We start from the raw sequence: 13,793 nt of genomic DNA, 5'->3' as shown, positions 1-13,793 counted from the left end.
TCTTTTAAAAGGTTCGCCTGCAGGCAGTAATGAGACGTTTTGAGCCGCAACTCAGGACGTATAATAGCACCTGCGGGCATTTTTGTTTTATATAATACATTTGAAAGCGATTACAAGTGAGGAGGGTTTAAGTTGATAAAATCTAAAATGCTCGGATTCATTTGTGTAATGCTCGTTTTATTTTTATTGTTGGCAGCTTGTTCTGGTGAAAAGACACCAACCAGTACGAGTAGCGGTGAAAAAAGCCCGGCCCCTGCTTCCACGCAAGCAGCAGAGACCAAAAAGCCTGATGCCGAGGTGCAGATCGATCCTTACCGTCTGCCTGAGCCTGTTGAGTTCACAACGTTCAAGCATGTCGGGGCGGATGCTAAGCTGCCGTCAGGCGATACAGTAGAGGACAATCAATACTCGAGGTATTTAAAAGAAAAGTCCAATATTTCCGTCAAAATATTATGGTACGCCTCAGGCAATGATTTTGAGCAAAAATCCAAGCTGTCGATTGGCAGCGGCGATATCCCCGATGTAATGATCGTAGACGAGCAAACGTTCCGCACGCTCGCCCGCGCCGGCCAATTAGAGGACTTGACAGAAGTATTTGAGAAGTACCAGGCTCCGCTTACAAAGGAGCTGTACGCTTCCACTAACAATAAGGCGATTGAAAAAGCAACGATTGACGGCAAGCTGCTTGCCATTCCGAACATATCTGTGCAGGCAGACTCCGTAAGCATGCTGTTTGTACGCCAGGACTGGCTAGACAAACTGCAGCTTGAAGGGCCTAAAACACTCGCTGATGTAGAGAAAATAGCGAAGGCATTTGTGGATAACAAAATGGGCGGTGACAATACAATCGGGCTTACTGCGGACGGACTGGATGTTCTGCAAAAAGCGGGCCGTCATAATTTGAAAGGGCTGTATGCTACTTTCCGCGCTTATCCTGGCAACTGGATTAAGGATGCCGGCGGCAATATCGTGTATGGCTCAATTCAGCCGGAAACGAAGCAAGCGCTTGGCAAAATCCGCGAAATGTATGAGACCGGCTTAATTGATAAGGAATTCGCGCTGCGCAAGGATACGGATCAGACGGTTATTTCCGGCAAAGCAGGCATGTTCTTTGGCCCATGGTGGTCGGGCGGCGTCGTTCGCGACACGTATGCCAATGATCCGAATGCTGTATTTAAAGTGTATATGCTGGAGGATGAAAAAGGACAAATTAACAATTTACAGGTGCCGGTCAGCCAGAAATTTATCGTAGTGAAGAAGGGCTTCAAGCATCCTGAGGCGGCAGTCGTATACGCTAACAATTATATTCGGGCAGAACGAAAAGCTGATCCGGATGCAACGAAGCTGGATACGACGATCAGCACAGAGTTTTGGCCAATTGGCAACGGGACATTCGACTATGCGGATGCTGTAGAAAGAAAGTCAAATATATTGGCAGATGCACTTGCCGGACGCGTTGATGCGGGTACTTTGGCGCCAGAGATGAAAATTCTTTATGATTTTGCCAAAGCAGATGAAGCAGCGCCTAGAGCCGACCTGGCAGGCTGGGGCAAGTTCTGGGGCTATACAGAGCCTGCGGAAATGCTAAAGCTGCCGATGAACTCGCTGTTTAATGAATTTACGATTACGACCAAGACGATGGACCGCAAATGGGCAAATCTGAAAAAATTAGAGGATGAAATGTTCTTTGCAATCGTTATGGGCAATAAGCCGCTGGATGATTTCGATAAGTTTGTTGCAGATTGGAAATCTCAGGGCGGCGACGAAATTACGAAGGAAATCAATGACGAAATGAAATAAGAGTGATATCAGAAAAGCATCATCACGAGCAGATCTGGTGATGCTTTTCTACTTCTACAGCGAGGCGGGGAGGATACGATGAAAAGCTTTCAGAAGCATTATCATATGATGCTGTTTCCAGGTATCGTTCTACTGATCATCTTTTCCACGATACCGCTCTTTGGCGTTATGATCGCCTTTCAAGATTTTAATATAGGACAGGGAATAAAAAACTCACCTTGGATTGGGCTTGAAAACTTCACCTATCTGTTTCAAATCAAAGACAGCAGAGTCATCTTTTTTAATACAGTATTCATCGCTACGGGTAAAATCGTTGCGGGGCTGGTCGTGCCCGTTATTTTCGCTGTGCTGCTTAATGAGTTAAGAAATGCTATTTTCAAAAGATGGGTGCAGACGATCGTTTATTTGCCGCACTTTATATCCTGGGTTATTCTCGCAGGCGTGCTGATTGAAATGCTGTCTATGGACGGCATCATAAACGGCGCCATTGAAGCAATGGGCGGAAAGAAAATTATGTTTCTCGCGAGCAATGACTGGTTTCCTTGGATTATTATCGGCTCAGACACTTGGAAGGATTTCGGCTTCGGAGCTATTATTTATTTGGCAGCGCTTGCCGGCATAGATCCAACCCTGTATGAGGCTGCTGAAATAGATGGCGCAAGCCGCTTCCAAAAAATCCGTTACATTACGATGCCAAGCTTGTTGCCAACAATTATTTTGCTGGCAACACTTAGCATCGGCAATATTTTGAACGCAGGCTTTGATCAAATTTTTAATTTGTATAATCCGCTTGTATATCCTTCGGGTGACGTAATCGATACGTATGTTTACCGGGTGGGGCTCGTTCAAGCACAGTACGGTTTCGCCACTGCTGTTGGGCTGCTTAAGTCCGTCATTGGATTTGTGCTCATTATTGTATCGTATCGGCTGGCTTATCAATTTGCTAATTATCGCATTTTTTAAATTGTGCATGACTGACGGGAGGTGTTCTGTAATTGGTACAAGATAAAACAATTTCCGCGCGCGCCTGGAACTGGATTTTGATCGCAATGATGGCTGCTATATCGTTTAGTTCGCTTGCGCCTGTCATTCATACGATAGCCGTTTCCTTCAGTGATATGTCGGCAGCGGCGGGAGGCTTCGTCACCTTTTGGCCGGTTGGGTTCAATATTGAGTCCTATCGTAAAATTATTGATGATCCGCATTTCCTTAATGCCTTTCTAGTATCGCTCAAAAGAGTGCTGCTCGGCGGTTCGATTAACTTTATATTGACGGTACTAATTGCTTATCCGCTCTCGCGAAGCGGGAAGGAATTTAAGATGAGACATTACTATATGTGGTTTATTTTATTCAATATGCTGTTTACGGGCGGGATTATCCCATTGTATTTGGTTGTCAAATCGCTCGGCATGTTTAATACGCTTTGGGCGCTTGTGCTGCCTGGCGCTGTGCCGGTGTTCAATGTTATTTTGCTCATGAATTTTTTTAGAAATTTACCAAAGGAATTAAGCGAGGCAGGACTGATCGACGGGGCAGGACCGTGGTATATGCTGTTCAAGGTGTTTTTGCCGCTATCGCTGCCTGCAATGGCGACGGTCACACTGTTCAGTGTCGTCAACCATTGGAATTCCTTCTTTGACGGCATGATTTTTATGCGCAGTGTCGAAAATTATCCGCTGCAAACGTATATTCAGCAGCTGGTCGTTCAACTTTCGCCAGAGCTGATCGATTCCTCTAACGCCGAGCTGCTTGCCAAAATGTCTGATAAAACATTAAATGCAGCGAAAATAATGGTGTCGATGCTTCCGATTTTGCTGGTATATCCATTTTTGCAGCGTTATTTTATCCACGGGATTATGCTTGGATCTGTGAAGGAGTAAGGAGGAAGCGCAATGAGCGGGCACGAAGGCATGGAGGCAACCAAACGTTATAATGAAAGCTCCAACAGTAATTGGAGTAGGATAGAGATCAATAGAGTAATTAAGCAAGAAGAGCAGCGGGCCTACTATATAGAGCTGCCTTTTGAGGTGCCGGAGCAAACAGAAATGATTCATGTCAGTATGGAATATACACCGCTTGGGGAAGGAGCGGTTACGATTGATCTTGGCATTTGCAGTCCTGAGCGTGTGCGCGGCTGGAGCGGCGGCGCCAGGAAGGAATTTTATGTTGGTCTTGAAAAGGCAACTCCTGGTTATTTGCCAGGACCGCTTAACAAGGGGATATGGCATATCCTTCTTGGCGCCTATCGCATTCCGAGCGCTGGCTGTGAGGTGAAGGTGCATATTCGCTGTGAGCATATGGTCAAGAGATGGCTGAAAGGCGATTTGCACAGCCACACTCAGCATAGCGATGGCACCTATACGCTTCAGGAAGCTGGAGAGATAATGGAGCAGCTAGGCTGTGATTTTATTGCGACGACCGATCACAATACCGTCAGCCAAAACTTTGCGCACCCCAAAGAGAGCAGACTTGTATTCATTCCTGGTATAGAGCTGACAACTAATCGCGGACATATTAACTTTCTTGGCGTGGCCGATCCGGTGAAAGATTTTCGCGTAAGGCAGTCTGAGGATATGGCAGAGCATATTCAAGCGGCTAAGGAGCAAGATGCTAAAGTTGTGCTTAACCATCCGCATTGCGAGTTTTGTCCGTGGGAGTGGGGCTTTGAGCATGACTATGATTGGGTAGAAGTATGGAACGGGCCATGGACAGATCGCAATCAACGGGCGCTCGACTGGTGGCAGGAGCAGCTGGCAAGCGGGAGGCGGCTTGTTGCAGTAGGAGGAAGCGATGTGCATCGACCGCATATTTACATTAAGCATGCCATGCCTACGACATGGGTGTACAGCGAGTCCCGCACCGTTCATGGCATCCTGCAAGGAATTGGGCAGGGGCATGTTTTTTTGAGCTATTCGCCAGACGGGCCGATCATTGAGCATACGATTGGAAGTTTTATGATAGGAGATTGCATTGAGGGGGAGGAGGGGGAACAACGTAAAGAGCCGGCTAAAGGGCAAGTAAAGGAGCAAGCTCAAGAGAAAGTAAATGAACAATCTAAAGAACAACTAACTGAACAATTAAATGAACAAACTCGAGAGCAAGTAAATGAGCAGTCTGAAAAACAACTAGCTTCACAACTAGATGTGCCAGTTAACGATACTTGTCGTAATCCCAGTGCGGTAGTTTCCAACCTAACGCTAAGTAATGTGATGGCGGGCGATCAAATTAAAATTATATCTGACGTTGGCGTAGAGGAAGTTGTCGAAGTTGTTGTAAGCGGTGAACTGCATTATAGTTGGGAGCTAAAGAATAGAAAGTTTTATCGTATAGAAGTTTGGCGTTATTTTGATGAGGTTAAACTAACGCTGCTGGCTGCTATGAGCAATCCTATTTATTTGCGTAATATGGAACATTGATGACTTCTAACGGTTGCCACAAACGCTAATCGAGCTAAAATCACGGATTAAATTTTCTAACGGTTGCCATTGAGCCTATTCCCCAAAAAATCGCTGATTTCTTCGAAATATGGTGCAATAACGCTCATAGCAACCGTTAGATGTTCAGACGAGCTAAAATAATCGAAATAGCCTCGCTGACAACCGTTAGAGCAGATTCGCGAGGTAGGCTTTGTTCAAGGCTGCCGTGCCTATCATTGTATGTCCGCAATGAATCGGCACCTTCCTCAGATTCGTTACAGATTCACGCACTGCATTGCTGCACTCGTACGCAAAGCCGTGCAAATAACCTCAAGTCTGCACCCCATCACTAGCCGCCCCGCCCGTTAAGCATCTAATTAATTTTGCGGCCTTTGCCGTAAGGGATGCATAATGGCGTGCCGAATATCGGATCTTGTGTAATCTGGCATTTCATATCAAATACGTCGTCGATCAATTTCTCATTGACGATTAGCTCTGGCGCGCCTTGAGCATAAATTTGCCCGTCCTTAACGGCGACAATATGATGCGCATAGCGGCAGGCCAGGTTAATATCGTGCAGCACCATAACGATCGTTCTATGCTCATCTTGATTCAAGTCATACAGTAAATCGAGAATTTCGATTTGGTGGGTCATATCAAGGTAGGTTGTAGGCTCGTCCAGCAAAATAGTTGCCGTATTTTGCGCAAGTGTCATTGCGATCCATGCCCGCTGCCGCTGACCGCCAGATAAAGAATCTACCGAGCGATCAGCAAATTCATCCATATGTGTAACCTGCAGCGCTTTTTTTACCATCTTCTCATCTTCATGCGACCATTGCTGCAGGAAGCTTTGGTAAGGATATCGGCCTTGTTTGACAAGCTGCTGTACAGTAAGCCCCTCCGGCGCTATCGGTCCTTGCGGCAAAATAGCAAGTCGGCGGGCAATTTCTTTGCTTGAAAGCTTGGCGATTTGCTGACCGTCCAAAATGATTGCGCCCTCCTGAGGCTTAAGCAGCCGCGCAAGCGAACGGAGCAGTGTCGATTTGCCGCAGCCGTTGCTGCCGATAAAAACGGTTGTTTTGCCTTTAGGAATAAGTAAATCCAAATTAGAGAAAATCGGCTTTTTGCCATAAGATAATGTAAGACCGTTGGCTTGTATAATAGACATCGTACTACTCCTCACGATCTGCGGTGGCGATACAGCAGGTAAATAAAGAATGGCGCTCCGATAGCTGCTGTAAACACACCCGCGGGAATATCCAGCGGAATAAAGGCCACTCTTGCCACAAGATCAGATAATAACAAAACTAAAGAACCAATCAGCGCTGATACCGGAATGACGCCTCCATAGGCTGGACCGACAAGCTTTCTTGCAATATGAGGGGCCATCAGGCCAATAAAATTGATTGCACCGCCGATAGCGACTGCAACTCCTGCAAGCGCAACGCTTATGATGAGCAAAATTGTTCTTTTGGCATGAACAGAGCTGCCTACGCTGGACGCGACATCATCGCCCAGCTCCTGCACATTCAAATGCCGCGCGAAGATAAATGCGATAGGCAGAAGCACGGCAATCCAGGGCAGCAATGTGTACACATCGCGTTCCCAGGATACGCCATATATGCTGCCTGTCATAAATGTGAAGGCTTTAACCGCTACTGCTGTTGGCGTAAAGGAAGCCGTTAAAATGAGCATATAGGTGAAAGCCGTTAAAGCCGTTGCCATGCCGATCCCGATCAGGACGAGGCGAAGCGGCGTTATGCCGCGCCGATAAGCAAATAAATAAATGAGAAATGCGGCAAAAAAAGCACCGGCAATGGAACTGATCGGCATAAAACGAATGCTGACATGTGAAAAATATAGTATGAAAATTACGGTACCGAGTGAAGCGCCGCCTGTAATGCCAATAATGTCCGGCGAGGTCAGCGGATTACGTACTATGCCTTGCAGCAAGGCCCCGGATACTGCAAGCGCGGCGCCAACCATAACTGCAATAAGCACACGCGGCATGCGCAGCGTTTTGATAATTCTGCTATCGGCTGAATCGCCCCCGTCGAACAGGGTACGGATAACATCAAAGGGATGAATTACTTTGCTCCCTAACCCGACACATACAATTATAGCGGCTATATTAAGTATAAGAAGAGAAGCCATGATCACTAAGGTGCGGCGTTCCATGGCAAAGGACATGCCAGCAATACGAATGATAAGTTTACCTTGCAAATTAACCGCGCTCCCCTCTTCTAGCGATATAAACAAAGAAAGGAACACCAATAATTGCTGTCATGACGCCAACAGGAACTTCCTTTGGAAAAGAAATATATCTTGAGCCAATATCAGCAGCAAGCAGCAGAACGCCGCCTAGCACAGCACAATACGGAATGACCCAACGGTAATCAATGCCAACCAAATAACGTGTAATATGAGGAATAATTATGCCGACAAAAGCGATGGGGCCTGCGATGGATACCGAACCCCCAGCAAGCAGAACAATGATGACACCAGCAGCAAGCTTGATAAAAATTGTTTTTTGGCCGAGGCCTGTTGCAACGTCTTCGCCTAGCGCAAGCAGGTTCATGTGACGTGCAATAATATATGCGCCAACAAATGCGATGCCCATGTATGGAGCAGCTGTTGTAAAAATACTCAAATCACGGCCGGCAACCGAGCCGACAAACCAAAACAGAACCTGGTCAAAGGTTTGTCCGCCAGTCAGCAAAATACCTAATGACAAGGAGGAGAAAAATGCCGTCATGGCTGCTCCTGCCAGTGTTATTTTGATTGGCGTCAGGCCATCGCTGCCGATCGAGCCGAGTATATAGACGATGAGCGCAGTAAACGCAGCACCGGCAAATGCCAGTCCGGCAAAGGTGGACATGCTGCTTGCGCCGAAGAAGGCCGAGCCTGTAACGATAAAAAAGGCAGCACCTGCATTTATTCCAAATATGCTGGGAGATGCAATAGGATTTCTAGTAATGCCCTGCATAAGCGCTCCGGCGACGGCAAGGCCGCCTCCTGCAAAAGCAGCAATTAAAGCACGCGGCACTCTTGCTGTCTGTACTATCAAATGCTCTTGTGAACCATTGAATTGTGTATAGGATTGAACAATCGTATTCCAGCTTATATTCGTTACTCCGAATGCCACACTGCAGACCATCCCACAGATAAATAAGACGATTCCGAGCAGCAGCCCCACTATTTTAAGACTGCGCGTATGAAGCAGTGAATTCGTCACAAATATTCCCTCTTATCCTGTTAAAGTTACTTTGATGTTATTAATAGAAGCAATAATACTTTAGTCATTCTAGGCTAAGATGGGCTCAGTGTCAATAATTATGAGAATCATTATCAAATTAATATTGACAATAGAAAAGTTGCTTGTTATTATTATTTAGCTTGTTACTATTGAGAATGATTTTCATAAGGGAGAGGGAGTTGGCAATATCATGTTGTCCGTACTTAAAAAAAGAATGAACTGGACGGCCGTTGCAACAATGCTGGCAATAGCAATTATCGCATCAGGCTGCGGTCAATCAGGCACATCCAATAATAAAGGAGCTTCATCTGAACCGAGCAGCAGTCCAAATGCAGGAGAAGCGCGTCAAATTACACACGCGATGGGCACTACACCTATTACAGGAACACCTAGCCGTGTCGTAATCCTTACTAATGAAGGAACAGAAGCTTTGCTGGCACTTGGTGTCAAGCCTGTCGGAGCAGTAAAGTCATGGACAGGAGACCCTTGGTATGATCATATTAGCGCAGAGATGGAAGGCGTAACCGTCGTTGGGGATGAAAGCCAGCCGAACCTTGAGCTGATTGCTAGTCTTGAGCCTGATTTGATTATTGGCAATAAATTGCGTCAAGAAAAAGTTTATGATCAATTAAACGGAATTGCACCAACCGTGTTCTCTGAAACATTGCGCGGTGAATGGCAATCAAACTTTATTCTATATGCAGATGCGCTTGGCAAAAAAGCAGAAGGTGAACGAATAATTGCTGATTATGATAAGCGAACAGCTGACTTTAAAGCAAAAGCTGGCGACAAGCTGAATCAAAAAGTATCAGTTGTTCGTTTCATGGCAGGCAAAACACGTATTTACTTAAAAGATACATTTACTGGTGTGGCATTTTCTAAGCTGGGTATTACCCGTCCAGAGCACCAGGACAAATATACAGACACTTTTGTTGAAGAAATTACGAAAGAGCGTTTGCCTGAAGCAGATGCAGACCTTATCTTCTACTTTACTTATGAAACAGGAGACGGCAAAGGCACGGAGATGGAGCAGGAAATGCTGAAGGATCCGCTATGGCAAAGCCTTGATGCAGTGAAAAATAACAAAGCGATTCGCGTGAGCGATGCGATTTGGAACACGGCTGGCGGCGTGCTTGCTGCAAATCTGATGTTGGATGAGATTTACCAAATTTACGAAATTCAGCCTTAAATGAAAGGCAGTAATAATTGTTGCTTATAAAATAAATAGGGGCTGTCCTATAAGTCATGAACATGACGGGGATGGCCCCTTTTTTAAACGATTGTTATTTTTTGTCGCGGCCCTCGGCTTTACTCTACGATTTACTGTCATGCGCTTCAAGCTGTGCCTTTATCTTCAGCTTAATTCGTTCAACAACAGCCTCCCAGCTAACCATTTTAGCCCAATACAATTTAAGCTCTTCACGAATGAGCATAAGCAGCTCAGACGCTATATTCAACTCCTTGTAGGTTGAAAACGTCGGAATAATCTCGCGATACATCGAAAACCGCGAAGGCCTGTTTTTCAGCTTTTCTTTGCCCGACCATTCTGCGGCTGAAGCGAGCGCAGGAATACTTAATGTTTGCTGTCTGATATACAGCTGTGAATCATAAGACATTAAAAAGTCATAAAACATTTTGACGGCCGGTTTTTGGTCTGAAGCTTTGCTAACAGCAAGCCCGATAATAATTAGCAACGTTTTCGGATCATTCAAGTAGGGCAGCGGTGAAATGTCATATTCAAAGGCAGCTTCTGAAATAGCATTTAATCGCAAATAGCTTGCAATAATCATCGAAACTTTTTCATTTAAAAACAACGTTTCCACATCGGCATCATTTTCTGAAAAGTAATTCGGAAATAGCTGATCGTCTTGAATCAGCCTGTTGTATTGCTCAAAGCTTTGCCGAAATAAAGGATCATCGAGGCTTGTATAAGCATCATTTGGTCTGAAGCTGAAATTGTTTTGCATTAAAAAGATCGGCCAGCGATTTTCTGATGGTACATGAAAAAACAAGCCGTAGCGTCCGGGCGGCTCGGACAAGGCACGGCCCCAGCGCTGAACATCCTCCCAGGTCCAGCTGCTATTCGGCTCGGGAACATGCTTTTCCCGCAGATGCTCTTTGTTGTAGCAAAGGACTAGTGGGCTAAAAATAAAAGGCTGTACATATAAACAGTCATCCTTTAAAAATGGCTCCTGCAAAAAGGAGTAAACATCATCCGACAGATTTAATGGCTCTAGTAGCTGCTCTTTAGTTGGCAGGTGGTCATAGTCAGTCAAATTAATCGTAAGCAAATCAAGATTTGGCAATAAATCCTCAAGCGCAGATTTCTGTAACTTGGCGGGATCATTAATACGAATTGGCACTACTCGAATATTAGGCTGCTGCTGATGGAATTGATCAATCAAGTGTAAAATTTTGGCTTCATTAAGCAGCGATTGATAGTAACCGAATTTAATTGTTGTTACACTTGTGCTGCTGTTTGCGATCACCTTTGCGCCAATCCGCGGGATATTCTCGATCAGCCCTTCTTGAACAAGCACTTCGAGCCCTTTACGAAGCGTATTTTTACTTAAGCTGTATTCGGCTCCGAGCTCCGGCAAGGATGGCAGGAAGCTGCCGATTTGTCTAGTTCCGCTTACGATCTCTTCTCGAAGCGTGGTGAGCATAGCCTCCAGTCTGAATCTTGAAGTAGGTCTGACGGGAGCTTGCTTTGTCTGTTTATTGTTATCCATGATCTTTCTCCTAGCTCTATTCATAAATTGCTGTTATAGGTTCAAATGGTTTTCATACATGTTTATTATATCAGATTTTGATCTACTGGATCATATTTTTATAAAAAATTACGGTTGACATTTTGGTAAGATAATAAATATAATGACCCTAAGTGACCCATTGTCAAAAAGATTTCATTTGCTATTCATATAAGATCAATAAAGGACGGGTGAAGCGATTTGAGCAGACTGAAAATTGTTTTTTTACAAAGAAAGACGTTAATTGACCGCGTGTTTAACGAGTCGCATATGAACAAGCTTCGTCAGCTTGGGGATGTTGTACTGCATCAATGGGAAGATTTCTTAACAAGAGAGCAATTAATTGCACAAATAAAGGATGCTGATATAGCGATTACTTCCTGGGGAGTAGACAAGCTGGATGCAGAGATTCTCGGCCAAGCACCTAATTTGAAACTAGTGCTGCATGCCGCAGGAACCGTGAAGGGGCTCGTATCCGATGAGATGTATGACAAAGGCATCCGTGTTATCTCCTGCAATGATCCATTGGCAAAAGGCGTTGCCGAGACGGCGCTTGGGCTTACGATAAGCGCGCTTAAGGATATGTGGAGAATTGTTGATCATACGAAAGCCGGCGGCTGGGGCGAGTTGAATCGAGTCCGTGAACTGTATGGGCTGAAAATAGGCGTAGTTGGCGCAGGTCGCGCAGGCATCTATTATATTAATCTTTTACGCCATTTCGATGTCGATATTATGGTCTATGATCCCGTTCGTTCAGCAGAGCAAATCGCAGAGCTTGGCGGAGTAAAGGTTGAACTGGATGAACTGCTTGCTGCTTCGGATTTAATTTCTATTCATGCTCCGACGTTGCCTGAGACGGAGAAAATGTTTAATAAGCGGGCGTTTTCATTGATGAAGGACGATTGCGTAATCGTCAACACAGCTAGAGGTGCTTTAATAGATGAGGAGGACCTGATTGAAGAGCTTCAAAAAGGAAGATTTTTCGCTTGCCTGGACGTTACCAATCCAGAACCGCCAACGGTCGGTTCGCCGTTCCGTACCCTTCCGAATGTTATTTTAACCTCTCATATTGCAGGAGCGGTCAATAATGGCTTGTATAGAATTGGAGAATATGCGGTTCGCGAGCTGGAAAGATACTTGAACGGCGAACCATTGGATGGCGAGGTTAGACAGGAGCAGCTAAAAACACTGGCTTAATAAGATATTACATTTAGAAGCCTGAAATCATAAATAATGGCGACAAATGCGCCATTCTAAAAGACGCCGATCAGGCGTTTTTTTGATAGCTTATTCAAGTTATGGATTGCTCAGCAACTTCATTTTGGACCGTTTTATTATATCCATTAACTGATATACTCGTGTCAACGCATCGAGACTTTCCAAGAATCGGCATCAGCGCGAAATGACAGGAGGTATAATAACCATGCTAAAGCCCAAACCCAATATTGCTCAACTGCCTATTTACCAGCCTGGCATGCAGATAGATGAGGTTAAGCGACAGTACGGCTTAACGGATATCGTCAAGCTGGCATCCAATGAAAATCCGTTTGGCAGCTCGCCCAAAGCTATGGAAGCAATCCAAAAGGAACTGGAGCATACTCACCTGTATCCGGACGGTAGAGCCTATAACCTAACGCATAAGCTTGCTGAAAAATTACACGTAAAGCCTGAGCAAATTATTTGCGGCGCAGGCTCCGATGAAATTATATTGATGCTGGTTCGCACTTATTTGGCGGCAGGGGATGAAACGATTATGTCGGTGCCTACCTTCCCTCAGTACAAGCATAATTCAGAGATAGAAAACGCGGTTTGTATCGAAGTTCCGCTTACGCCAGACGGCCGGCAAAATCTGGAGGGGATGCTGGCACGAATTACAAACCGAACCAAGATCGTATGGATTTGTAATCCGAATAATCCGACCGGCAAGATTGTGACACAGACTGAGGTGGAAAGCTTTCTAAAGCGAGCACCCTCAAATGTGCTCGTCGTTATGGATGAAGCTTATAATGAATATTGCAATAGCGCAGATTACCCCGAAGGGCTAAGCTTGCTAAATGAATATCCGAATCTCGTTATTTTAAGAACCTTTTCTAAAATATACGGGCTTGCTTCTATGCGTATTGGCTATGCAATTGGTCGGCCGGATGTTATTCAAACGATTCAGCAGGTAAGAGAGCCCTTTAATACGAGCAGATTCGCGCAGGCGGCAGCACTGGCTGCACTTGAGGATCAGTCTTTTATTACCGAGTGCCGAAAGCGTAATTTGCAAGGTCTCATTCAGCTTTACTCCGGGTTTGACCGTTTAGGTTTGTCCTATTATGAATCGCATGCCAATTTTGTATTGGTAGATGTTAAGCGTCCGGCTGAGGAAGTGTTCCAGGAACTGCTGGCAAAAGGAATTATTGTGCGCGGAGGTCATGCACTTGGCTTCCCATCCTGTATACGGGTTTCGGTTGGCAGTACCGAGCAAAATGATACGTTTTTAGCTGCTTTGGAGCGTGTACTGCAGCCTGTAGAACAGTTGGAACAGGAAAAGCGGCAGCATACTCCTTTGTATGCAGATAGATAGGA

11 protein-coding genes are annotated in these 13,793 nt (G+C 45.3%); 7 read left to right on the top strand and 4 right to left on the bottom strand.

Going from position 1 to position 13,793, the window contains the following annotated elements; translation table 11 throughout:
• Positions 1-132 precede the first annotated feature (132 nt).
• The 4 genes from ACRRU2_RS05800 (at position 133) to ACRRU2_RS05785 (ending at position 5,216) form a co-directional block, all read left to right on the top strand.
• Entirely contained in the window at positions 133-1,800 is a 1,668-nt protein-coding gene (locus ACRRU2_RS05800) for an extracellular solute-binding protein (RefSeq protein WP_432500369.1), read from the top strand.
• A 78-nt stretch (positions 1,801-1,878) separates the two neighbouring features.
• Positions 1,879-2,763 carry an ABC transporter permease gene (locus ACRRU2_RS05795; RefSeq protein WP_432500368.1) on the top strand — a complete coding sequence of 295 codons (885 nt, stop codon included), beginning with the start codon at positions 1,879-1,881 and terminating at the stop codon, positions 2,761-2,763.
• A gap of 32 nt (positions 2,764-2,795) precedes the next feature.
• Positions 2,796-3,680, top strand: coding sequence for a carbohydrate ABC transporter permease (locus ACRRU2_RS05790; protein WP_331698387.1), 885 nt, complete (start codon positions 2,796-2,798; stop codon positions 3,678-3,680).
• A gap of 12 nt (positions 3,681-3,692) precedes the next feature.
• Positions 3,693-5,216, top strand: coding sequence for a CehA/McbA family metallohydrolase (locus ACRRU2_RS05785; RefSeq protein ID WP_432500367.1), 1,524 nt, complete (start codon positions 3,693-3,695; stop codon positions 5,214-5,216).
• Positions 5,217-5,589: 373 nt separating this feature from the next.
• On the opposite strand, the gene ACRRU2_RS05780 is transcribed toward ACRRU2_RS05785, so the two are convergent.
• From ACRRU2_RS05780 to ACRRU2_RS05770, 3 genes are read right to left on the bottom strand one after another with little or no spacing between them, the layout of a single operon-like run.
• Positions 5,590-6,384 (bottom strand): ABC transporter ATP-binding protein, encoded by a 795-nt coding sequence (locus ACRRU2_RS05780; RefSeq protein WP_331698385.1) that lies wholly within the window; start codon positions 6,382-6,384, stop codon positions 5,590-5,592.
• Positions 6,385-6,395: 11 nt separating this feature from the next.
• Positions 6,396-7,406: a FecCD family ABC transporter permease gene (locus ACRRU2_RS05775; RefSeq protein WP_432500467.1), complete on the bottom strand. Its 1,011-nt coding sequence runs from the start codon at positions 7,404-7,406 to the stop codon at positions 6,396-6,398.
• Between the two features lie 34 nt (positions 7,407-7,440).
• Positions 7,441-8,439, bottom strand: coding sequence for a FecCD family ABC transporter permease (locus ACRRU2_RS05770; protein ID WP_432500466.1), 999 nt, complete (start codon positions 8,437-8,439; stop codon positions 7,441-7,443).
• A 223-nt stretch (positions 8,440-8,662) separates the two neighbouring features.
• Here ACRRU2_RS05770 and ACRRU2_RS05765 point away from each other — a divergent pair, with 223 nt between their 5' ends.
• Positions 8,663-9,661, top strand: a complete 999-nt coding sequence (locus ACRRU2_RS05765) for an ABC transporter substrate-binding protein (protein WP_331698384.1) — start codon at positions 8,663-8,665, stop codon at positions 9,659-9,661.
• Positions 9,662-9,785: 124 nt separating this feature from the next.
• Here ACRRU2_RS05765 and ACRRU2_RS05760 read toward each other — a convergent pair whose 3' ends face one another.
• A complete protein-coding gene (locus ACRRU2_RS05760) occupies positions 9,786-11,204 on the bottom strand; it encodes an extracellular solute-binding protein (RefSeq protein ID WP_331698383.1) in 1,419 nt (472 codons plus the stop codon).
• A gap of 219 nt (positions 11,205-11,423) precedes the next feature.
• Here ACRRU2_RS05760 and ACRRU2_RS05755 point away from each other — a divergent pair, with 219 nt between their 5' ends.
• Positions 11,424-12,419 carry a hydroxyacid dehydrogenase gene (locus tag ACRRU2_RS05755; RefSeq protein ID WP_331698382.1) on the top strand — a complete coding sequence of 332 codons (996 nt, stop codon included), beginning with the start codon at positions 11,424-11,426 and terminating at the stop codon, positions 12,417-12,419.
• A 226-nt stretch (positions 12,420-12,645) separates the two neighbouring features.
• A complete protein-coding gene (hisC, locus tag ACRRU2_RS05750; protein WP_432500366.1) occupies positions 12,646-13,791 on the top strand; it encodes a histidinol-phosphate transaminase in 1,146 nt (381 codons plus the stop codon).
• The last annotated feature ends 2 nt before the right edge of the window (positions 13,792-13,793 follow it).

This window comes from Paenibacillus sp. GXUN7292, assembly GCF_050864975.1.
GTDB lineage: Bacteria > Bacillota > Bacilli > Paenibacillales > Paenibacillaceae > Pristimantibacillus.
Note: the sequence above shows the minus strand (reverse complement) of the source record. Positions and strands in the feature narration are given on the sequence as shown.